Annotated in this window: 18 protein-coding genes; 10 read left to right on the top strand and 8 right to left on the bottom strand. The window is 74.5% G+C overall.

Translation table 11 applies throughout. The features are described from left to right. Window positions 1–189: 189 nt before the first annotated feature. Together AB0A97_RS33865 and AB0A97_RS33860 are read right to left on the bottom strand one after the other, a co-directional pair. Window positions 190–1,830, bottom strand: a complete 1,641-nt coding sequence (locus tag AB0A97_RS33865; protein ID WP_361157315.1) for an ABC transporter permease — start codon at window positions 1,828–1,830, stop codon at window positions 190–192. Next, complete coding sequence (locus tag AB0A97_RS33860) at window positions 1,827–2,795, bottom strand: ABC transporter ATP-binding protein (protein ID WP_361157312.1); 969 nt, start codon at window positions 2,793–2,795, stop codon at window positions 1,827–1,829. The genes AB0A97_RS33865 and AB0A97_RS33860 overlap by 4 nt, the downstream gene beginning before the upstream one ends. A 105-nt stretch (window positions 2,796–2,900) precedes the next feature. Here AB0A97_RS33860 and AB0A97_RS33855 point away from each other — a divergent pair, with 105 nt between their 5' ends. After that, the gene (locus AB0A97_RS33855) at window positions 2,901–3,419 is read left to right on the top strand and encodes a MarR family transcriptional regulator (RefSeq protein WP_361157309.1); all 519 of its coding nucleotides are present in this window, start codon (window positions 2,901–2,903) and stop codon (window positions 3,417–3,419) included. A 38-nt stretch (window positions 3,420–3,457) separates the two neighbouring features. Here AB0A97_RS33855 and AB0A97_RS33850 read toward each other — a convergent pair whose 3' ends face one another. Beyond that, on the bottom strand, window positions 3,458–4,447 hold the full coding sequence (locus tag AB0A97_RS33850) for a hypothetical protein (RefSeq protein WP_361157307.1): 990 nt from the start codon (window positions 4,445–4,447) through the stop codon (window positions 3,458–3,460). A gap of 235 nt (window positions 4,448–4,682) precedes the next feature. Between AB0A97_RS33850 and AB0A97_RS33845 the strand changes: the two genes are divergently transcribed. After that, window positions 4,683–5,969 (top strand): adenylosuccinate synthase, encoded by a 1,287-nt coding sequence (locus AB0A97_RS33845; protein WP_361157304.1) that lies wholly within the window; start codon window positions 4,683–4,685, stop codon window positions 5,967–5,969. Window positions 5,970–6,186: 217 nt separating this feature from the next. On the opposite strand, the gene AB0A97_RS33840 is transcribed toward AB0A97_RS33845, so the two are convergent. Together AB0A97_RS33840 and AB0A97_RS33835 are read right to left on the bottom strand one after the other, a co-directional pair. Next, window positions 6,187–8,112, bottom strand: coding sequence for a serine/threonine-protein kinase (locus tag AB0A97_RS33840; protein WP_361157301.1), 1,926 nt, complete (start codon window positions 8,110–8,112; stop codon window positions 6,187–6,189). Between the two features lie 243 nt (window positions 8,113–8,355). Further along, window positions 8,356–8,808: a MarR family winged helix-turn-helix transcriptional regulator gene (locus tag AB0A97_RS33835; RefSeq protein ID WP_361157299.1), complete on the bottom strand. Its 453-nt coding sequence runs from the start codon at window positions 8,806–8,808 to the stop codon at window positions 8,356–8,358. Window positions 8,809–8,968: 160 nt separating this feature from the next. Here AB0A97_RS33835 and AB0A97_RS33830 point away from each other — a divergent pair, with 160 nt between their 5' ends. Then, a complete protein-coding gene (locus AB0A97_RS33830; protein WP_361157292.1) occupies window positions 8,969–9,643 on the top strand; it encodes a DUF4956 domain-containing protein in 675 nt (224 codons plus the stop codon). Further along, the gene (locus AB0A97_RS33825) at window positions 9,640–10,443 is read left to right on the top strand and encodes a polyphosphate polymerase domain-containing protein (protein WP_361157290.1); all 804 of its coding nucleotides are present in this window, start codon (window positions 9,640–9,642) and stop codon (window positions 10,441–10,443) included. The genes AB0A97_RS33830 and AB0A97_RS33825 overlap by 4 nt, the downstream gene beginning before the upstream one ends. On the opposite strand, the gene AB0A97_RS33820 is transcribed toward AB0A97_RS33825, so the two are convergent. Further along, window positions 10,440–11,888, bottom strand: a complete 1,449-nt coding sequence (locus AB0A97_RS33820) for a HAMP domain-containing sensor histidine kinase (protein ID WP_361157288.1) — start codon at window positions 11,886–11,888, stop codon at window positions 10,440–10,442. The two genes, AB0A97_RS33825 and AB0A97_RS33820, sit on opposite strands and share 4 nt — an antisense overlap. Window positions 11,889–11,890: 2 nt before the next feature. Further along, window positions 11,891–12,622: a response regulator transcription factor gene (locus AB0A97_RS33815; RefSeq protein ID WP_361157286.1), complete on the bottom strand. Its 732-nt coding sequence runs from the start codon at window positions 12,620–12,622 to the stop codon at window positions 11,891–11,893. Window positions 12,623–12,808: 186 nt separating this feature from the next. Here AB0A97_RS33815 and AB0A97_RS33810 point away from each other — a divergent pair, with 186 nt between their 5' ends. The 4 genes from AB0A97_RS33810 to AB0A97_RS33795 all read left to right on the top strand — a co-directional run bounded on the left by AB0A97_RS33810 (window position 12,809) and on the right by AB0A97_RS33795 (window position 16,533). Further along, entirely contained in the window at window positions 12,809–13,345 is a 537-nt protein-coding gene (locus AB0A97_RS33810; protein WP_361157284.1) for a hypothetical protein, read from the top strand. Window positions 13,346–13,583: 238 nt separating this feature from the next. Continuing rightward, window positions 13,584–14,942, top strand: a complete 1,359-nt coding sequence (locus tag AB0A97_RS33805; RefSeq protein WP_361157281.1) for an aspartate aminotransferase family protein — start codon at window positions 13,584–13,586, stop codon at window positions 14,940–14,942. Between the two features lie 211 nt (window positions 14,943–15,153). Then, window positions 15,154–15,831 (top strand): GntR family transcriptional regulator, encoded by a 678-nt coding sequence (locus AB0A97_RS33800; RefSeq protein ID WP_361157279.1) that lies wholly within the window; start codon window positions 15,154–15,156, stop codon window positions 15,829–15,831. 51 nt (window positions 15,832–15,882) lie between these two features. Continuing rightward, the gene (locus tag AB0A97_RS33795; RefSeq protein ID WP_361157276.1) at window positions 15,883–16,533 is read left to right on the top strand and encodes a hypothetical protein; all 651 of its coding nucleotides are present in this window, start codon (window positions 15,883–15,885) and stop codon (window positions 16,531–16,533) included. A gap of 74 nt (window positions 16,534–16,607) precedes the next feature. Here AB0A97_RS33795 and AB0A97_RS33790 read toward each other — a convergent pair whose 3' ends face one another. Then, window positions 16,608–17,348 (bottom strand): SLATT domain-containing protein, encoded by a 741-nt coding sequence (locus AB0A97_RS33790; RefSeq protein ID WP_361157274.1) that lies wholly within the window; start codon window positions 17,346–17,348, stop codon window positions 16,608–16,610. A gap of 323 nt (window positions 17,349–17,671) precedes the next feature. Between AB0A97_RS33790 and purD the strand changes: the two genes are divergently transcribed. Both purD and AB0A97_RS33780 read left to right on the top strand, forming a co-directional pair. Further along, entirely contained in the window at window positions 17,672–18,931 is a 1,260-nt protein-coding gene (purD, locus tag AB0A97_RS33785; RefSeq protein ID WP_361157271.1) for a phosphoribosylamine--glycine ligase, read from the top strand. Between the two features lie 496 nt (window positions 18,932–19,427). After that, the gene (locus AB0A97_RS33780; RefSeq protein ID WP_361157269.1) at window positions 19,428–21,314 is read left to right on the top strand and encodes a hypothetical protein; all 1,887 of its coding nucleotides are present in this window, start codon (window positions 19,428–19,430) and stop codon (window positions 21,312–21,314) included. Window positions 21,315–21,363 lie beyond the last annotated feature (49 nt).

Below are 21,363 nucleotides of genomic sequence, written 5' to 3'. Positions count from 1 at the left end.
CAGCGGTGGCGGCGGGAGGTCTCTACCAGTTGGAGCGGGTGGGGAGCGCGGGCGCCGGACCGGCGTACGCCCCCGGGCGGATATCGCTCCCGCCGGATGACGCACCGGCGGCGTACGGGGGAGTACGGGAAGTACGGCGCCGGAGTCCGCTACGGCTCCGGCGCCGCACGCTGGGGGTGGTACCCGCGGTCAGCCGATGTCGCGGCGGCGCAGCGCGGTCAGGCCCGCCGCCACGAACACCGCCGTCAGGGCGAGCAGCCACAGGAAGGGCGCCGCGGTGGCCTCACCGCCCGGCAGCTTCGGGAGGTGGCTGAAGGGCGAGAGGTTCATCGCCCACTGGGGGAGCTGGACCGCCGGGCCCACCCAGCCGATGCCGAGACAGCCGCCGACCACGGCCCAGGTGGCGGCGGCCGCCTTGGGCAGGGCGCCCACGAGCAGTACCGCGAGGCCGGTGAGGGCCCAGACCGCGGGCGTCTGGGCGAGTGCCGCGCCCACCGCGGGGCCGAGTTGGCCCCCGACGTCGCCGACGGTCAGTCCGTACGTGAAGCCGAGGCCCAGGCCGCCGAGGAGGAGGATGAGGGCCGTACCGAGGAAGGCGACGGCCAGGTGCCCGGCCGCCCAGCGCAGGCGTCCCACGGCGCCGGCCAGGACGGGTTCGGCGCGGTTGGCGGTCTCCTCGCCGCGCAGCCGGAGCACCGCGCCGGCCGCGTAGAGGGCCGCGACCATGCCGAGCATCCCGGTCAGCGCGGCGACGAACGCGTCGGTCAGGCCCTGGTGCCCGCCCATCCGCTCGAAGATCTCACGGGTCCGCTCGTTGTCGCCGACCAGGTCGGACGCGCCGTCGGTGATACCGCCGAAGACGGCGCCGGCGAGGAGGAAGCCGGCCGACCAGCCGAACACGGTGGTCCGTTGCAGGCGCCAGGCGAGACCGGTGGGGCCGCTCAGGGAGGCGGGCGCGCGGGCCGGTCCCGGACGGGCCGGCAGGAAGCTCATGCCGAGGTCGCGGCGGGCGGTGAGGGAGTACGCGGCGCCGACCGTGACGGCCGTGCCCGCGAGGAGGAGCAGCAGCACCCACCAGCGCTCGTCGGCGAACGCGCGCAGGTTCTCGGCCCAGCCGACGGGGGAGGCCCAGGTGAGCGGGGAGGAGGCGTCCTCGGTCGCGGCGTCGCCCGCGGCCCGCAGCACGAAGGCCGCGCCCAGTACGGCACCGGCCAGACCCTTGGCGGCCCGCGCGCTCTCGGTGAGCTGCGCGGTGACCGCCGCCAGCCCGGCGAAGACCAGTCCGGTGCCGCCGACGGCGAGGCCGAGGGCCAGCGCCCCGTCCGCCGGCCGGCCGGAGGCGGCCAGTCCGGCGGTGACGAGCAGGGCCAGCGCGGCGTCGGCGACGAGCGCGGCGAGCAGGGCCGCGGTGAGCGGGGCGCGCCGGCCGACCATGGCGGCGGAGAGGAGTTCCTGGCGGCCGGTCTCCTCCTCCTCGCGGGTGTGGCGTACGACGATCAGCAGGCTCATCACGCCGGCCAGCAGAGCGGCGAGGCCGCCGATGCGCCAGGCGGTCAGGCCGCCCAAGGAGTTGCTGAACACCGGCCCGTAGAGGGCGCGCAGCGAGCCGTTGCCGGTCATCGAAGCCGCCACTTCCGCGCGCTTGGCGGGCGTGTCGTAGAGCGTGTCGAGGGTGCTGCCCATGCTGACGACGGTCAGTCCGAGCAGTACCACCCAGGCCGGGATCATCAGCCGGTCGCGGCGCAGGGCCAGGCGCAGCAGGGCCCCGGTGCCGGCCAGGTCGCGGGAGCCGCCGGTACGGGCGGCGGCGGGCAGCGTCACGGTGGTCATCGCAGCGTCGCCTTCTCGGAAGCGGAAGCGGAAGCGGAAGCGGAGGCGGCGTCGGCGTCGGCCGTGCCCTGCGCGGCTCGGGTGCCGTCCTGGTAGTGGCGCAGGAACAGCTCCTCCAGCGTGGGCGGCGTGCTGGTCAGGCTGCGCACCCCGGACGCGCTGAGCGAGCGCAGCACCGCGTCCAGCTTGTCGGTGTCCACCTGGAGCCGGACCCGGTGGCCCTGGATGTCGAGGTCGTGCACACCGGGGAGGCCGGAGAGCCCGTCGGGGGCGCCGGCCAGTTCGGCGGTCACGCTCGTACGGGTCAGGTGGCGCAGGTCGGCGAGGGAGCCGGACTCGACGGTACGGCCCTTGCGGATGATGCTGACGCGGTCGCACAGTGCCTCGACCTCGGACAGCACATGGCTGGAGAGCAGCACCGTACGTCCGCGGTCGCGCTCCTCCTCGACGCAGTCCTGGAAGACCTCCTCCATCAGCGGGTCCAGCCCGGAGGTCGGCTCGTCCAGGATGAGCAGGTCCACGTCGGAGGCGAACGCGGCGACCAGGGCGACCTTCTGGCGGTTGCCCTTGGAGTACGTGCGGCCCTTCTTGGTGGGGTCCAGCTCGAAGCGCTCCAGGAGGCTGTTCCGGCGGGCCGTGTCGAGGCCGCCGCGCAGCCGCCCGTAGAGGTCGATGGCCTCGCCGCCGGAGAGGTTGCGCCAGAGCGTGACGTCGCCGGGGACGTACGCGATCCGGCGGTGCAGGGCGACGGCGTCGCGCCACGGGTCCCTGCCCATCAGCCGCGCGCCACCCCCGTCGGCGCGCAGCAGGCCGAGCAGGACGCGGATGGTGGTGGACTTGCCCGCCCCGTTGGGGCCGAGGAAGCCGTGCACCTCGCCGGTCTCGACGTCGAGGTCGAGACCGTCCAACGCGTGGGTCCGGCCGAAGGACTTGCGGAGGCCGGACACCGAGATTGCCTTCGTCATGTTTTTGAACGTACGCTTCCTTCACAAATTTGTGAAGTTAAGAAACCGTATAAAGTCAGTGATCGTGAAGCGTCCGTCCGGGGGAGCACGGGAGAGGATCAGAGGGTGAGCGAGCAGGCAGAGCAGCGGCAGGACGGGGACACCGGGCGCGACGAGGAGGCGGTCTCCCGGTTCGTGGAGCGCTTCGCCTCGGAGCTGACCGAGGCGGGCATGCAGCGGATGGCCTCCCGGGTCTTCGCGGCGCTGCTCGCCTCCGACTCCGGTGCCCTCACCTCGGCCGAACTGTCCGAGCGGCTGCAGATCAGCCCCGCCGCCGTCTCCGGCGCGATCCGCTACCTGGTGCAGGTCAGCATGGTCCGCCGGGAGCGCGAGCCGGGCACCCGTCGGGACCGCTACCGGCTCCTGAACGAACTCTGGTACGAGACGCTGGGCAACCGCGACAACGTGCTGACGCGCTGGGAAGACGTCCTGCGGGAGGGCGCGAAGTCGCTCGGGCCGGGCACCCCGGCCGGTGCCAGGGTCGCCGAGACCGTCGCCTTCTTCGAGTTCATGCAGGGCGAGCTCGCCAGGATGCTGGAGCGCTGGCGTGAGTACCGGGACAAGGAGCTGCGCGGCGAGGGCTGAGGGGGCTGCGGGAACCTCCGCCGCGGGGCGTCGCCGCGTCAGTCGTGCGGCAGCGTCAGCCGCCACGGGTCCGGATGCACCGTCCACGTACGGGTCCTGACCGGGCCGCCGACGACCACGTCCGCCTGGTAGCGGAAGTCCGCGCCCGACACGGTCACCGCCCGCGCGCGGGCCCGTACCGGCGGCCCGGTCTCCTGCCAGTGCACCACCACCTCGGCCAGCCCGGTGCCGTCGGCGCCGTCGCCGGGCGTGACCGAGACCCACCGCACCGGCCGGTCCAGGTCGGCCAGCACCACGCCGTCCGCCTCGACCCGCAGCCGGTGGCCCGCCGTGGCGGAACGCCGTCCGCCGGGCGGGGCCGAGTGGCCCGGCAGGTCCGAGAGTCCGGGCAGGGCCGAGGGGCCGGGCGGTTCCGAGGGGCCGGGCGGGGCGGTCGTCGGCCGCGACAGCAGCGCTGTACGGGCCGTCCGGACGAGCCGGTCCCACCACGCCGCCGCGCGGGGGCCCGGCAGCGGGACCGTTTCCGTGCCGTCGCGCCGGCCCGGGCGCCGTCCCGGCCGCCCGCCGAGCCCCTTCCACCGGTGTCGCCGACAGCGCCTGCCGGGCGGCTCCGGCTCCGTACCGGACGGGATGTCCAGGCCGCCCAGCACGATGCCGTCGCTGTCGTCCGTGAGCAGGTGCAGGCGGTGTTCCGTACCGTCCAGGACCGCACGGGCGGCGGCGACGGTGTCCGTCGGCACGCCCAGCGCGCGGGCCAGCGCCACCGCGCCCGGCGCGCCCACCGGCACCACCGCCAGCGCCACCCCCGCCAGATCGCGCTCCTTGTGCAGCAGCGCCACGGCGCGCAGCAGCGCCCGGTCGTCGCCGATCACCACGGGGCGGCGATGGCCGCGGCGGGCGAGCGCCCGCGCGTACTCCTCGGGGCCGTCGGGAAAACAGATCTTCGCGGCCGCGCCCGCGCACAGGACGTCCTTGGCGATCCGTACGGATTCCCCGTCCGTACTGCGGGCGGCCGGGTCGATGACCACGAGCAGGGGGTGCCCCCGGACCCCGTCCGGGAGAGAGTGCCCAGAAGGCTGCGCCGACACCTCGGTCCTTCCTCAGGTAGCATCTCGGTGCAAGAGCCCCTTGCGCTATTGCGCCAGGGGCTTCGTCTATTCCGGGGCACCGGTTCGACGGCTTCAGCGATGTCGTACGCGTACACCTGCACGCATACGGCCTCACGCACGTTGGACATGCCCCGCCCGGAAGGGGTGTACGCCTGTGCCCGCACTTGTGCTGCTCGGTGCTCAGTGGGGTGATGAGGGCAAGGGAAAGGCCACCGATCTGCTCGGTGGGTCCGTCGACTATGTGGTGCGTTACCAGGGCGGCAACAACGCCGGTCACACGGTTGTCGTAGGCGACCAGAAATACGCGCTGCACCTTCTCCCTTCCGGAATCCTCTCGCCGGGGTGCACCCCGGTCATCGGCAACGGTGTCGTCGTCGACCCTGCGGTCCTGCTCTCCGAGCTGAGCGGACTCAACGAGCGCGGTGTCGACACGTCCAAGCTGCTGATCAGCGGTAACGCGCACCTGATCACGCCGTACAACATCACGGTCGACAAGGTCACGGAACGTTTCCTCGGCAAGCGGAAGATCGGTACGACGGGCCGCGGCATCGGCCCGACCTACGCCGACAAGATCAACCGCACCGGTATCCGCGTCCAGGACCTCTTCGACGAGTCGATCCTGCACCAGAAGGTCGAGGCGGCCCTCGACTTCAAGAACCAGGTGCTGGCCAAGCTCTACAACCACCGCGCGGTGGTCGCCGAGCAGGTCGTCGAGGAGATGCTCAGCTACGCGGACCAGATCAAGGGTTACGTGGCCGACACCACCCTCCTGCTGAACAACGCGATCGACGACGGCAAGGTCGTCCTCTTCGAGGGCGGCCAGGGCACGCTGCTCGACGTGGACCACGGGACCTACCCGTTCGTGACCTCCTCCAACCCGACCGCGGGCGGCGCCTGCACCGGCGCGGGGGTCGGCCCCACGAAGATCAGCCGGGTCATCGGCATCCTCAAGGCCTACACGACCCGGGTCGGCGCGGGCCCGTTCCCGACCGAGCTGTTCGACGCGGACGGCGAGGCGCTGCGCACCATCGGCGGCGAGCGCGGTGTGACCACCGGCCGCGACCGGCGCTGCGGCTGGTTCGACGCGGTCATCGCCCGGTACGCGACCCGCGTCAACGGCCTCACCGACTTCTTCCTCACCAAGCTGGACGTGCTCACCGGCTGGGAGCAGATCCCGGTCTGCGTCGCGTACGAGATCGACGGCAAGCGCGTCGAGGAGCTGCCCTACTCGCAGACCGACTTCCACCACGCGAAGCCGATCTACGAGACCCTGCCGGGCTGGTCCGAGGACATCACCAAGGCCAAGACCTTCGCCGAGCTGCCGAAGAACGCGCAGGCGTACGTCAAGGCGCTGGAGGACATGTCGGGCGCGCCGATCTCCGCGATCGGCGTCGGCCCGGGCCGGGACGAGACGATCCAGATCAACTCGTTCCTGGACTGACGGACGCTGTGTCCGCGCGGCGGCAGCCGTGCGGGAGCCGTGGCCCCGCTCCCCTCCGGAGCGGGGCCACGGCTTTATGGTTTTCGCAGGTGGCGGCGTTCGGCGGGGGCGTACGGGCCCCTACCGCTGTCCCTGGGCGCTGCCCGTCATGGCGGCCCGCTGCTGCCTGAGCCGGTGGTTCTCCTCGATCAGTGCCCGGCTGCTGAGCGCCCCGGCATCAGCTCTTCTTCGTGTACGTGAACGTCGGCTTGCCGTCGTCGAAGACCCGGCGGAGCTTGCCGTCGGGTTGCAGGCGCAGGGTGCTGGGGGCACCCGGGCTGCAACTGGTCGCCGGGCCCGCCACGACGGTGGTCGGTCCGAGGCGCAGCGGCGGCCCGCCGTTCATGAGGATGGCCTTGAACTCGCAGCGGAATTTGGCGCCGCGCGCTTCCATGGCCAGGACGGTGTCGCCGACCGCGCCCTGGGTGAGGGTGAAGCGGTAGGTGTCGCTGCCGCCCTTGCCGCGCTTGGTCTCCCAGGTGCCCAGGAATTCCTGCGCAATGACGCCGGGCTCCTTGCCCGCCGCCTTGCCGACCTTGCCGTCCGCCGCGGTCACGGTGCCGCCGTCGGCCTTCGCGGTGCTCCCCTCGTCCCCGTCGGGGCTGAACCAGACGTAGGCGATGCCGATACCGGCGGTGGCGAGGCCGAGGCCGACGGCGGCGGCCAGGCCGAGGGCGCGGGTACGGGGACGGCCGGTGGAGCCGGCGGCTCCGGTGGAACCGGTGGTGCGGCCGCGGCCGGTGTTGCCGGATCGGCTGCCGTGACCGCTGTGGCCATGACCGCTGTTCCCACTACGACTGCTGTGGCTCGAAATGCTGCCGAGTCCGGTGCGGCCGGTGGGACTCTTGCGGCGCCGCCCGTGCGTGCTGCCCCCGGAGGACGGGGACACGGTGGCGTCCGGCGGGGACGTCGGAGCGCCGGCCGCGGCGTACGGCGGCGGGGGCGCGGAGCCGGGAGCCTGGGGCGGCAGGGGCGCCGAAACGGGCCCCGGCGCGGGCGTGGGGGCCTGCTCCCGGTCCCGGGCCGCGCCGGAGTGGCCCCAGGAGCCGTCGGCGCTCTCCCAGGGCCGGTGGCCACCGGAACCGTCCCAGGACCGGTTGCCGGACTTGTCCCAGGACGGGTCTCCGGGGGTGTCCCAGGGCGCGTCCCCGGACTCGTCCCCCGCGCCGTTCGGATTCTCCGCGTCGAGCAGCTCGACGGCGTGCCGCCCCAGCTCGGCGATGAGCGCGCCCGGCAGCCAGGGCTCCTGGCCGTCGTCCTCGGAACCGGTGTACGCGATGAGCTGCTCCGGCGTCGGGCGCTGCGCCGGGTCCTTGGCGAGGCAGGCCGCGACCAGGCTGTGCAGCCCGTACGGCAGCCCGGTCAGGTCCGGGTCCTCCTGGGCGATGCGGTACATCAGCGCGTGCACCCCGCTGTCGGACGTACCGAAGGGCAGCCGTCCGGTGGCCGCGAACATCAGCACCGAGCCGAGGCAGAAGACGTCGCTGGCGGGTGTGACGGGCCGGCCGCGCACCTGCTCGGGCGACATGAAGCCGGGCGAGCCGACCGCCTGGTTGGTACGGGTGAGGCCGCCGCCGACGGTCACCGCCTCCAGCGCCCGCGCGATGCCGAAGTCGATGACCTTGGGGCCGTCGATGGTGAGCAGGATGTTGGACGGCTTGAGGTCGCGGTGGACGATGCCGGCGGCGTGGATGCTGCGCAGCGCGCCCGCCAGCCCGCCGGCGAGGATGCGTACGGAGCGCTCGGGCAGCGGCGTACGGCCCTCGGTGATCACCTGCCGGAGCGAGGGGCCCGCGATGTAGCCGGTGGCGACCCACGGTGTCGCGGCCTCGGTGTCGGCGTCCAGCACGGGCGCGGTCCACTCGCCGCCGACGCGCCGCGCGGCCTGCACCTCCTGCCGGAAGCGGGCCCGGAAGTCGTCCTGGCCGGACAGTTCGGTCTTGACCAGCTTGACGGCGACCGTGCGGCCGCGGTCGGAACGGGCGAGGTAGACGCGGCCCATCCCGCCCTCGCCCAGCCGCCCCAACAGCCGGTACGCCCCGATCCGCGGCGGGTCCTGGGGGCCGAGCTGCCCGAGGCGGCCGCGCTCTGCGCGCTCATTCACGTTCCGCTTGCCCTTTCAGCTTGTTCGCCCTGTGCTCCCGGACGTGCCCTGCGGGGACGGTGCCGCAGGCGCGAACGTATCGGACGACGCCACCGGTCCGGTTTCGGTTCCCCGGTGTCCGTACGGGCCGTGATCGGGCCGGGTCGTGTGCGGCCGGTGTGCGGTGTGGCCGGGCCGGGCCGGCCGGGCGCGGTCGTCGGAACGGTCGTCAGGACGCGGGCGTGAGCCCACACTTCGGTGCACTCAGTAGCCGAGGTTATCTAGCGCGCGCGACAGCGTCTCCACCGCCTCCACGGCCGCGCGGAAGTCCGGTGTGCCGCCGAGCTGTTCGGCCAGGCCGGCGGCGAACGCGGTGTGGTCCGCGGCGATGCGGTGCACAGCGGACAGCCCGTCATCGGTGAGCGCGAGCAACTTGGCCCGGCGGTGGGCCGGGTTGGGCCGGTACTCGGCCAGCCCCTCCGCCACCACCAGGTCCGCGATCCGCTGCACGCTCTGCCGGGTGATGCCCATCGTCCGCGCGATTCCGGCCACGGACAGCGGCCCGTCCGCCACGGCGCCGAGCACCTGCCGGCGGGCGGCGGTCAGCCCGGCCGGGCGCGCCAGCCGCTCCGACACGGCGAGCAGCCGGCCGTTGAGCCGGGAGACGCCGAGGGTGGTGCGGCTGAGGAGTTCGGGGGCGAGCGGGGCTGCCTGCATGACAGCACCCTGTCCGGGTGACAGGAAGCTGTCAACGGAGCGGGCGGGGTGTCGGCCGTCCGGGTGAGCCGTGCGCGTTAACCCGTGGAGTGGGGTGGAGTTAACCCGTCCGTTCCTAGCGTCTGACGCGTACCGATCAGCGACCGACAGGAGACGCGCCATGGAGACGCCGGGGCAGCTCGCCGCCCACCTCGTGCTCGACCTCACCGCGGTGAGCGTACTGACGTTCGCCATCTACTTCCCGCGCCACCGGCGCCGCGACCTGGTGCCCGCCTACCTCGCGCTGAACGTCGCGCTGTTCGCGGTCGTCTCGGCGCTGGCCCAGGTCGGCGAGGGCGGCACGGCCCTCGGGTTCGGCCTGTTCGGAGTGCTGTCGATCATCCGGCTGCGGTCCGACTCGATCCAGCACGAGGAAGTCGCGTACTACTTCACCACCCTGGTCCTGGGCCTGCTGTGCGGCCTGCCGCACCTGGACTTCGCCGTCGCGGCGACGCTCACCGCCCTGCTGCTCCTGGTCATGTACGGCGCCGACCACCCGCGGCTGATGGCCCGCACCTGCCGGACCGTCGTCACCCTCGACGCCGTCCACACCGACCAGCGGGCGCTCTGCGAGGACCTGGCGCGCCGGCTCGGCGGCGAGCCCCGCGCCTGGACGGTCAAGGAAATCGACTGTGTCCGGGATCTGATGGTGGTGGACGTCCGCTTCCGTCTGCCGGAACCTTTCGGCAGGCCCGCTCGTACGACCTCACAGCGCACCGACCGCAACCGGCCCCGCACGATCACCCGCTCCCCCGCGCACCCGCAGCCCCGTCCCCTTTCCGAGGAGACCGTGTGATTCCCGCCGTACGGGCGATCGCCCGCGCCGCCATGGCGGCGCGCCCGATAACCCTCTCCGAGCTCCAGGCCCGCGCTGAGCTGATGGCCCGCATCGACCGCAGCTACCTCGTACCGGTCGAGATCTTCGCGGACTTCGCGGCCCGGCTGACCGACCCGCGGCGCCCCGGCGGCCCGTTCCGGTCACTGTGCATCAACGGCCGCCGCTGGTTCGGCTACCACTCCGTCTACTACGACACCCCCGGGCTCCAGACCTTCCACGACCACCGGCAGGGCCGCCGCTACCGCTACAAGATCCGCGAACGGCTGTACGAGGACTCCGGGGAGCGTCAGTTCGAGATCAAGCTCAAGGGGCGGCGCGGCGAGACGCTCAAGCGGCGGCAGCCGCTGCTGCCCGGGGAAGCGACGCTCGGGCGCGGCCCGCGCGGCTTCCTGGCCTCCGTCCTGCACGGTACGTACGGCATCGGCGCCCCCGGGGAACTGGTGCCGTCGCTGGTGACCGACTACCGGCGCGCCACCTTCGTCGCCGACGAGCAGCGCATCACCTGCGACGCGGACCTGGTCTGCCGGGACGCGGGCACCGGCCGCAGCGTACGGGCCGACGGCGGGCTGGTCCTGGTCGAGACGAAGACCTCGGTCACCGGCCACCTGACGGAGGCGGACCGGCTGCTGCACACCTACGGACTGCGCGCCGCCGAGTTCACCAAGTACTGCGGGGCGATGGCGGCGCTGCGCCCCGGGCTGACGGCCAATCAATGGCGGCGGGCGGTGGGGGAGGCGTTTCCGCGGGCCGCGGCCTAGACACCGGGGGAGGGAGGCCCCGTGCCTCGGGCGCGGCGGTCCGCGGGCGCCGGGCCGAAGCGGGCCGTGACGCGGGCGCCGCCGCCGGACGCCGTGCCGCACTCCAGCGAGCCGCCCGACTCCTCCGCCGACCGGCGCACGATGTCCAGGCCCAGCCCCGTCGAGCCGCCGCCACTGCGGCCGCGCTCCGGGACGTGCCCGGCGGGGAAGCCGGGGCCGTCGTCCTCGACGGTCAGCAGGCACCCGCCGGAGCCCTCGCGGGCGACCGTGACGCGCAGCCCCGCGCCGTCCGGAGTGTGGTCGAAGACGTTGCCGATCAGGGCGTCCACGGCCGCGGCCAGCCCGGCCGCGTCGGCCCGTACGACGGCCGGTCCGTCAGGCGCCGCGAAGCCCAGCTCGCGGCCCTGGTCCTCGGCGAGCGGGCGCCAGAAGTCGGCGCGTTCGCGGGCGACGGAGGCCAGGTCGGCGCGTGGGGGGCGCCGGGTGCCTGCCGCCTCCGCCGCCCCCGGGCCCGCCGTGCCCGCCTCCGCCGCACTCGGGCCCGCCGCGCCGCGTCCGGCCGCCGCGCGCAGCGGTTCGCGCGCCGTACGGATGATGTCGTCGACGCTGCGCTCCAGCGCCGCCACGTCCGCCGCGATCCGCTCCGCCTCCGCCGGGTCGCGCAGCCCTTCCGCGTCCAGGCGCAGCGCGGCGACGGGGGTGCGCAGCCGGTGCGCGAGGTCGGCCGCGTTCTCCCGTTCGGCGGTCAGGAAACCGTCGATACGGTCCGCCAGACGGTTCACCTCGCGCGCCACCGCGCGCAGCTCGGGCGGCCCGGACGGCTCGGCGCGGGCCGCCAGGTCGCCCGCGGCCAGCCGGTCGGCGACCCGGGACAGCCGGCGCGCCGAGCCGACCAGGCGGGCACCGAGCCGGTCGGCGACCAGCAGCCCCAGCAGGACCAGTGCCACGCCGATCCCGGCGATCTCCAGCGAGGAGGCCAGCGTGCCCGCGTACAACTGGCTCTCCGACAGCGCGACGAGGACGACGGCGGTGCCGCCCGCCACCCCCTGCACCGGCACCAGGACGGTACGGCCCCCGGCGGGCGGCTCGTACGTGAACGCCCGCCCGTAACGGGCCAGCCGTACCGCGTCGGTGACGGGCGTGGCGGGCCCGAGCACGGCGCCGTCGGCGAGCACGACCGAAGTACGGGGGAGCCCCGGCCCGTTGGCGGAGTCGACGATGCCCGCGGCGGACCGGCGCGCGTCCGGCGCCCCGCCGGAACCCGCGCCCCGCCCGCCGGCCAGCGCCTGGCCGACCCCGGTGGCCAGCGAGTGGGCACGCGAGGTGGCGTCGGCGGTGGCCCGGTCGGCGGCGTGGCTGCGGGTGAGCAGGGCGAGCGGGACCAGGAGGGCGGCGAGGACGAGCGCGGTGGTCGCGGCGGTCAGGAGGAGCAGGCTGCGGCGCATGGTTACGGCTTGCGGGGCGGGGTGGGGCCGTCGTCCGGGCCGGTTCCGTCCGGGGCTTCCGGTGCCGCCAGCTTCACGCCCACCGTGCGGACCGTGTGCAGGTAGCGCGGCCGCTGTGCCGTCTCGCCCAGTTTGCGCCGCAGCCAGGACAGGTGGACGTCCACCGTCTTGTCCGCGCCGCCCAGCGGCTGCTGCCACACCTCCGCCAGCAGCTCCCGCCGGGAGATCACCTGCCCCGCGCGGCGCGCCAGGTAGGCGAGCAGGTCGAATTCGCGCGGCGTCAGGTCCAGCGGCTCGCCGTCCAGGGACACCTCGCGCGCGGCCGCGTCCACGCGCAGGCCGCCGACCCGCAGCGCGGGTTCCGCTTCCGCGGTGCCGAGGCGGCGCAGCACCGCCTTGATACGGGCGTCCAACTGAGCAGCCCCGAAGGGCTTGACGATGTAGTCGTCGGCGCCGTCCCCGAGGGCCGCGACCATGTCCGGCTCCTCGTCGCGCGCGGTCGCCACGATCACCGGTACGTCGCTGACGGCCCGCAGCATCCGGAGCACCTGCGCGCCGTCCACGTCCGGCAGTCCGAGGTCCAGGACGACGAGGTCCGGGCGGTCCGTGACGGCGGCGTCCAGGCCGGACATGCCGGTCGCCGCGGTGGCCACGGCATGGCCGCGGTCGCGCAGCGCGCGCAGCAGGGCGCCGCGCAACTGGGGGTCGTCCTCGACGACGAGGAGATGGGACATGCCCGTCACCGTAACCAGGCACCCGGCCGCGGCGGGAGACGCCGCGAGTTACGGCACACGCCGGGCCAGGGGTTTGTCCGCGCCTTAACCGGACGTTAGGAAAGGGTGCGGGAAGGTGCCCGGGACGGTGGCACGGGCCGTACGGGCGCCGGGGCCGTACGGCGGAACGGCAGGAAGGACGGCGCGATGGCGTGGCGCAGTGTGGCGGCGACGGCGGCCTGGATGTGCGCGGTGGCCGCGGCGGGCGGACTCGGCGCCTGGTCGCTGGCGAGCGCCGACACCGGTGGCCGCAACGCGCGGGCCGTACCGCTGGACGACGGGGGTGTACGGGACAAGCTCGCCGCGGCCCGCGCCGCGTCCCAGGATCCCGGGCCGAGGGCGTCTTCGGGCTCCGCCGGGACCGGATCGCCGTCGGGCGCGCCGTCCGGTACCGGGGCCGCCTCCCCCTCCCCCGCCCGCCCCGTGGGCGGCGGCACGGTTCGCCTGGCCGGGGGCAGCGCCACCGCCGAGTGCCGTACGGACGGCCGGATCTACCTGACGGTCTGGAGCCCGGCCACCGGTTACCGCGCCGACGACGTACGGCGCGGGCCGGCCGCCACCGCCGCGATCGAGTTCGAGCCGCTCGACGACCACTCCGGCGACGACCACTCCTACATGCTCCGCTGCGCGGCGGACGGCCGCCCGCAGGCCGCCTCGGCCCCGGACGACGACGATGACGACTAGGGCGTTTCTGATGGATCTCCGTGACGCCGCGGAGATCCATCAGAAACGCCCTAGCCGCCCCGGCAGCCGCCGAGGCCGCCGGCCCTGGAGTTTCCTCCAGCCCCACCGACAGACTGTCCGCGCCCGTGGTGAGCGCCATACACAGTGTCGGTACCTGACGCCCCGCACCCGTCCCTAGGCTGAAGGCGTCCGCCGTACCGTGCCCCTTGGCGGGCCCGAGCGATCCGAGGTAGTGCCCGTGACCACGACGCAACCCGACCCGGCAGCCGGCGCGGCGGTGCACGCCGCCGACCGCGCGCACGTCTTCCACTCCTGGTCCGCGCAGGGCCTGATCGACCCGCTGCCGGTGGCCGGCGCCGAGGGCTCGTACTTCTGGGACTACGACGGCAACCGCTACCTCGACTTCTCCTCCCAACTGGTCAACACCAACATCGGCCACCAGCACCCGAAGGTCGTCGCCGCGATCCAGGAGCAGGCCGGCAAGCTGTGCACCCTCGCGCCGGGCTTCGCCGTGGACGTCCGCTCCGAGGCCGCCCGGCTGGTCGCCGAGCGCACCCCTGGCGACCTCGACAAGATCTTCTTCACCAACGGCGGCGCTGAGGCCGTGGAGAACGCGGTCCGCATGGCCCGGCTGCACACCGGCCGGACCAAGGTGCTGTCCGCCTACCGCTCGTACCACGGCGCCACCGCCGCCGCGATCAACCTGACCGGCGACCCGCGCCGCTGGCCGTCCGACACCGCCTCGGCCGGTGTCGTGCACTTCTGGGGACCGTTCCTGTACCGCTCGCCGTTCCACGCGGAGAACGAGGCCCAGGAGTGCGAGCGCGCCCTCGCGCACCTGGCGGACACGATCGCCTTCGAGGGGCCGGAGTCGGTCGCCGCGGTCGTCCTGGAGACGGTCCCGGGCACCGCCGGGATCATGGTCCCCCCGCCCGGCTACCTGGCCGGCGTCCGCGAGATCTGCGACCGGTACGGCATCGTCTTCGTCCTGGACGAGGTCATGGCGGGCTTCGGCCGTACGGGCCACTGGTTCGCCGCCGACCACTTCGGCGTCACGCCGGACCTGCTGACCTTCGCCAAGGGCGTGAACTCCGGCTACGTACCGCTGGGCGGCGTCGCCCTCTCCGCCGAGATCGCCGCCACCTTCGACCAGCGCCCCTACCCGGGCGGCCTGACCTACTCCGGGCACCCGCTGGCCTGCGCCTCCGCCGTCGCCACGATCAACGCGATGGCCGAGGAGAACATCGTGGAGAACGCCGCGGAGATCGGCGAGCGGGTCATCGGGCCCGGGCTGCGCGCCCTCGCGGAACGCCACCCCTCGGTCGGCGAGGTGCGCGGCCTGGGCGTCTTCTGGGCGCTGGAGCTGGTCAAGGACCAGGAGACGCGCGAGCCGCTGGTGCCGTACAACGCGTCGGGCGCGGCCAACGCCCCGATGGCCGAGTTCGCGGCGGCCTGCAAGCGCGGCGGTCTGTGGCCCTTCGTGAACATGAACCGTACGCATGTCGTGCCGCCCTGCACCGTCACGGAGGCCGAGGTGAAGGAGGGCCTGGCGGCCCTGGACGCGGCCCTGTCGGTGGCGGACGCGCACACGCGCTGAGGGCCGGGGCGGGCGCGGGCCCGGGCCCGGATCCGGGCGCACGGCCGGGCCGCCGGGCCCCGGCCGTCCCGGGCCGCTCCCCGTACCACCGTCGCCCCGCCCGTCCCCCTCGCCTATCGTGAGGGCGAGGGCCGCTCTCCTTGCGCGGTCTACGGACCATGCGGTCGCACGGGCCCCCGGGCCCACGAGGCCGCCGAAGGAGACGGACACGATGCCCGCCGGCCCAGGCAGCGGAGTCATACGGCGCAACACCCTGCGCCAGCAGATCGCCGACGCGCTGCGCGACGAGGTGCTGGCCGGACGGCTGCCCTGCGGAGACCAGTTCACGGTCAAGGAGATCGCCGAACAGTACGGCGTCTCCGCGACGCCCGTGCGCGAGGCGCTGCTCGACCTGTGCGCGCAGGGCCTCCTCGACGTCGAGCAGCACCGCGGTTTCCGCGTGCACGCCTTCACCGCCGCCGACTACCGCGCCATGATCGAGGCCCGCACCCTGATCGTCGAGGGCATCTTCCGCACCCGCGCCGAGCGGGCGCTGAGCACCGCCTCGCCCGCGGTGATGATGTCCATCCGGCGCCGTGCCGAGGAGGCCGAACGGGCGGCGCGGGCCGGTGACATGGACGTACTGATCGGGTACGACCTGCGCTTCTGGCGCGAACTGGGCAGTCTGGTGGGAAACCCGTACATCAGTGACTTCCTGGACCGGGTGCGGGTCCAGAGCTGGGTCTTCGCCGTGCCGCTGCTGCGGCGTGAGCCGGATCTGCGCGGCCGGCTGTGGCACGGCCACCGCGATCTGGTCGGCGCCGTCGTCCGGCGCGACCTGACCGAGGCACAACGGCTGGTACGCGAGTACAACGAGCACTCCCTCGCCCTCGTCGGTGGACCCGGGTAGCACTACGCTGTCCCGACCGCCCCCCACCCGACTGGAAGCGAGTCTCGTCTCGTGGCATGTGACCTGTGGCTGGTCCCCCTTGTCGATGTGCTGTGCCACAGCCCCGACAACCCTTTCTCCGAAGAGATCGCCGCCTACGACCAGGCCCTCACGGAAGCGGGGCTCCCGCCGGTCCCCGTCTTCAGCTACATGCCCGGCCTCTCCGGGGACGTCGCCCCGGTGGCGGGCTTCGACTACGACGCCCTGCACTTCCTGCGGCGCGCCTACCTGCTGAAGATCTGCGGCCTCGAAGTGACACCGGTGGACGAACTGGGCGGCGACTACGAGCAGTTGCTGGAGATGTTCGAGACCACGGCCCAGCAGTCGCACCTGGTCTGGCACTACGACCACGCCGGGGCGTACGTCCCGGTCGACTTCCCGCACCCGCTGGCCACCGACGAACTCCTGGAGGGCGGCGGGCCGCTGGGCTCCGCGCACGGCCTGCTGCGCGACCTCGAACTGGTCGCGCCGGCCATCGGTATCGATCCGGCCAATCCGCCGGCCGCGCCGCAGGCCCCGACGCGGCCCACCACGCTGGAGGAACGGGTGGAGGGGCTGCCGCCGGACGACAGCCCGTTCGCGCGGGAGCGGCATGTCTGGCTGGGGCTGCACGCGGCGGCCACGCGCAGCCTGGGCCAAGGATCGATGATCGTCTTCAGTTGACGGTTGACGGCTGAGGGCCGACGGCAGCGGCCGGTGCGGGCGCGGTCGCCGGTCCGTGCGAGCGGGCGTACGCCTCAGCGCGGCGACTCGGGCGGCCGCTGCCGCGGCATGTTCGGTCGGGTGCCCGGCGGGAGCGTGATCCGGCCAGGTTGCGGACCGCCGGGCTCCGGGCGCTGACCCCACTGCGCCGTCGCCCGCGCGGCCGGCGGCAGCGGGCCCGGACGGAACTGGGCCATCCAGTCGGCGGTCTCGGCCCGCACCAGCTCCGCGATGTCCTCGTTGAACCGGCGCAGTACGCCCAGGCAGCGCTCCGCCGCCTCGCCGGCGGTGCCCTCCGTCGGGCCGAGGACCTCGCGGACGTTCTCCGAGGCCCAGTCGAACTGCAAGGTCTCCAGCCGTCGTTGCACGGCCTGCGCGGTCGCCACGTCCCGCATCCAGCCCGCGGTCACCCCGAAGAACCGGTCGCCGGCCACGCACACCGCGGCGACCAGCAGCGCCAGGTACCCCCACTTCGCGCCCCCGGGCGCCACCCCGGTCAGGTCGAGCAGCGGCATCAGGCCGCCCGCCGCCACTCCGGCCGCGGCCCCCAGGCGCAGGGCCCGCGCGCCGCGGCGTTTGGCCACCCGGTCGTGCAGATACCAGGAAGCGGCCCGCAAGGCGCCCTCCTCGACCCAGTGGTACAGCTCGTCGAGGCGCTCAGCCGGCTCGCCCCAGTCCCCGAGCGGGAAGGTGCGGCTCCCCAGATCGCCGCGGCCGCCCCCGGGCCCGCGCTCCTCCCGAGGGAGTCCCTCGGGCTGCATCTCCGGCTGACTCACCCGTGCACTCCCTCATGCAGATACGTGCGATGCGCGCGGTACGTACGAGACGGCCGGTGCGCATCCTCCTTCCTACCGCCGAACGGTGGGCCTCGCCCCCAAGATCGCTTTATTTCCGCCCGGAAGTGGTGCGGAATCAGGTATAGGACCATGCCCGCTCTCACTCGAAAGAGTTGCCACTGCCCGGTGGCGTACGGTTTCCACGGCTTCCGCCTCTTTGGTTCGCCTCTCTCGTCCGGTCCCGTCCCCCTCTCCCGCCCGGCCGCCGGGAGCCCGCGGGGGCGCCGCCCCGCGCCCGTGCCGACGGCGACTAGGCTGCTCACGTGAAGGTCCTCGTCATCGGCGGCGGCGCCCGCGAACACGCCCTGTGCCGCTCACTGTCCCTCGACCCCGACGTCACCGCGCTGCACTGCGCCCCCGGCAACGCCGGCATCGCGGAAGTGGCCGAGCTGCACTCCGTCGATGCCGTCGACGGCGCGGCGGTGGCAGACCTGGCGCAGCGCCTGGAAGCGGACCTGGTGGTGGTCGGACCCGAAGCGCCGCTGGTCGCCGGGGTCGCCGACGCCGTCCGCGAGCGCGGCGTCCCGGTCTTCGGGCCGTCCGCGCAGGCGGCCGAGCTGGAGGGCTCCAAGGCGTTCGCCAAGGACGTGATGGCCGCCGCCGGGGTGCCCACCGCCCGCAGCTACCTGTGCACCACCCCCGCCGAGATCGACGCCGCGCTGGACGCGTTCGGCGCCCCGTACGTGGTCAAGGACGACGGCCTGGCGGCCGGCAAGGGCGTCGTGGTCACCGAGGACGTCGAGGCCGCGCGCGCCCACGCGCTGGCGTGCGACCGCGTGGTCATCGAGGAGTTCCTGGACGGCCCCGAGGTCTCCCTGTTCGCCGTCACCGACGGCGAGACCGTCGTGCCGCTCCAGCCCGCCCAGGACTTCAAACGCGCCCACGACGCCGACGAGGGCCCGAACACCGGTGGCATGGGGGCCTACAGCCCGCTGCCCTGGGCCGACCCCAAGCTGGTCGACGAGGTGCTCCAGACCGTCCTCCAGCCCACCGTCGACGAACTGCGCCGCCGCGGCACGCCGTTCTCCGGGCTGCTGTACGCGGGCCTGGCGATCACCTCGCGCGGCGTGCGCGTCATCGAGTTCAACGCGCGCTTCGGCGACCCGGAGACCCAGGTCGTGCTGGCCCGGCTGCGTACCCCGCTGTCCGCGCTGCTGCACGCCGCCGCGACCGGCACGCTGGCCGCGCTGCCGCCGCTGCGCTGGAGCGACGACGCGGCGGTGACGGTCGTGGTGGCCTCGCACAACTACCCCGGTACGCCGCGCACGGGTGACCCGATCGGCGGCCTGACCGAGGTCGCGGAGCAGGACGCGCCCGGCGCGTACGTCCTGCACGCGGGCACGGAGAAGGACGCCGCCACCGGCGAGGTCGTCAGCGCGGGCGGCCGGGTGCTGTCCGTGACGGCCATCGGCACCGACCTGGCAGCGGCCCGGGAGCGCGCCTACCGGGCGCTCGGCCGGATCACGCTGGACGGGTCCCACCACCGTACGGACATCGCGGCGCGGGCGGCGGGGGAGAGCTGAGGGCCCGTACCGGCGCCGGTACGGCTCCCGCCGGACCTGTTCCGGTCCGGACCGGCCCGCTTTCGGCCGGACCGGACCGCTTCCGGGCCGGTCGGCGTCCGGCTGGGTCCGGGCCGCGCCCGGCCCGGCCCGCGCCGTGCCCGCTACGCGCCGTTCCGGGCAGAGCGGACGATTTTGGCCGGGAAATGGCTCCCGGCTTTACCCAAAGCCATTCCATCGAGTGACCGCACCGCCATCCGGCTGACGGGGAGGGAAGCCCCAACTAGGGTTCCCGGCAAGCGTCGTGTGGCGCCCGTGCCGCCCGGCGGCACGGCTGTCACGGCGGCGTCCGGCAAGTGGCTCACCGGCATTGCGATGTCGGTGGCCGGTGCCACAGTGGTGGAGAGTGAGCGAAGCCGCCGGAAGCCGTCCGCGGCCGCGGCACCGTTGCCCCGCTCTCGTCTCGTCCCGTGTTCTCAACGTCCGTCGGTCAGGGCAGCAGGGGGTGTACAGGCTGGTGGCAGGTCCGGAAGCAGGAGCAGAGGCGGCGCGCGCCCGCGCGCTCGCGGTGCTGCGGATCCGCGGCGCGGCGCTGGGCGTGGCCCTGGTGCCCGCGGCGGTGGCCGTGGTGCTGCTCGTCGGCGGTCTCACCGGCCGCATCGGCCGCGCCGACCCGGTCACGAGTTCCAGCGGCTGGGACACGGCGCGCTGGGCGGTGACGGGGCTCGCGCTGGTCGTGCTGCTGCTGGCGGCGCTGGTCACGGCCGTCGTCGTCCGGGCGCGGCCCGCGCTGAGCCCGTCGGTACCGATAGCCGAGTCCTCGGCCCCCGACCTGTACCGCCTCGTACGGGACCTCGCCGACCGCCTGGAGGTGCCCGCGCCGTCCGCGATAGCGCTGACCCCGGACTGCGACAGCTGGCTGGAGGACCGTACGCATCGGGCGCACGCCCCGCCGCGCGGCCGGGCGGCGCGCGGTGGCGGGGGCGCGGGAGCGCGCGACGGCGCGCGTGCCGAGCAGGCGCCGGTCCTGGTGATCGGTTCGCCGTTCATGTGGTGGATGCGGGTCGCCGAGCTGCGGGCCCTGCTGGCGCCCGTCGTGGCCGGCACCGGCCCCTCCGCCAACCCCGACATAGCCGCGGCCCGCCGCTTCGTACGGGGGCTGGACGCCGCGGTGGCGGTCTCCGCGCGCGCCAAGAGCCCCCTGGCCGCGCCGGCGCCCGCCTTCGTCGGCTGGGTCGCGCGGCTGCTGCTGCGGGCCTGCCGCGAGCACGCCCTGGAGATGGAGCGGTGCGTGGCCGCGGCCGCGTCCGAGCGGGCCCAGAGCGTCGACTACGGGCTGCGGATCGTCGCCCAGGAGCAGGTCGGGCTGGCGTACGCGGGCTGGGACCGGCTGCTGACCCGGGTCGCCCTGCCCGCCTGGCGGATGGGCCGCTGGCCCTCCCGGCTGGACGCCGGGGTGGTCTCCGCGCTCACCGAACTCTCCCGCCGCGACCGTCTGGCCGAAGGTTTCACCTCCCGTCTGGGCGAGCGCCCGGCGTGCGACCTCCTGGAGGAGCCCGGCGCCGTGGACCGCGCCGCCTCCCTCCTCGCCGCCCGCCTCTTCCACGGCGGCCCGGCCGAGCCGGGGCCCGACTGGTCGCCGGTCGGCTGGCAGCAGTATCCGGAGGAGGTCGTGGACCGCAAGTGGCGCCAGGAGGCCGCCCGTCTGCACCGTGTCCTGGACGCCCTCCCGCCGGAGCCGGGCGAGGGCGCGCAGCCTTCGCGCCCCCCGGCGGAGCCGGAGCGCCCCGCCCGGCCCGAATGCCGCATACCCCACCCGGCGCCGCAGTCCCCGGCGCCGCAGTCGGCTCGGCCGCAGTCCCCGGCGCCGGGCGGGCGGTCCGCCGACCCCGGCCCGGGGAGTTCCGGCCCCACGCTGATACGGGTCATCGAACGGCTGACGGCGAACGAGCGCGCGAGCGACCTCGTGGCTGCCCGGCTCGGTGCCGAGCTGGCGCGGGAGGAGCGCGCGGAGGCGGAGCGCCGGGCGGCCCGCGGGCCGGCGGCCGACGGCCCGGACACGGGCGTACCGGGCGTACCGGGTGCGCCGGGCTCCCCCGGCGTCACCTGGGGCGACGGCCTCGCCGACGGGCTCCCGCTGTTCCCGATGCAGCCCCCGCGCACGGGCCGTGAGCTGCTCGCCGACCATGTGACCGCGATGGTGTGCTGTGCCGCCGTGGACACCGCCGGCGCCGCCCCCGGTCTGGACTGGCTCGACGGCCCGGTGCTGCTCGTGGACGGCGCGCGCCGTTCGGACCTGGGCCACCCGGTGCTCCGGCTCGTCGACGACGGAGACGCGGGCCCGCTGGGCGACTGGCTCGGCGAGGTCGGCGTGCGGCCGGAGAAGCCGGTCCGGCTCGTGTGAGGGGCGCCAAGGGCGCGTAGGGAGCGTACGGGGGCGCATTCGGGGGCAT

Origin of the sequence: Streptomyces sp. NPDC045470 (genome assembly GCF_040646595.1) — a bacterium.
In the GTDB taxonomy this organism is placed as follows: Bacteria; Actinomycetota; Actinomycetes; order Streptomycetales; family Streptomycetaceae; genus Streptomyces.
Note: the sequence above shows the minus strand (reverse complement) of the source record. Positions and strands in the feature narration are given on the sequence as shown.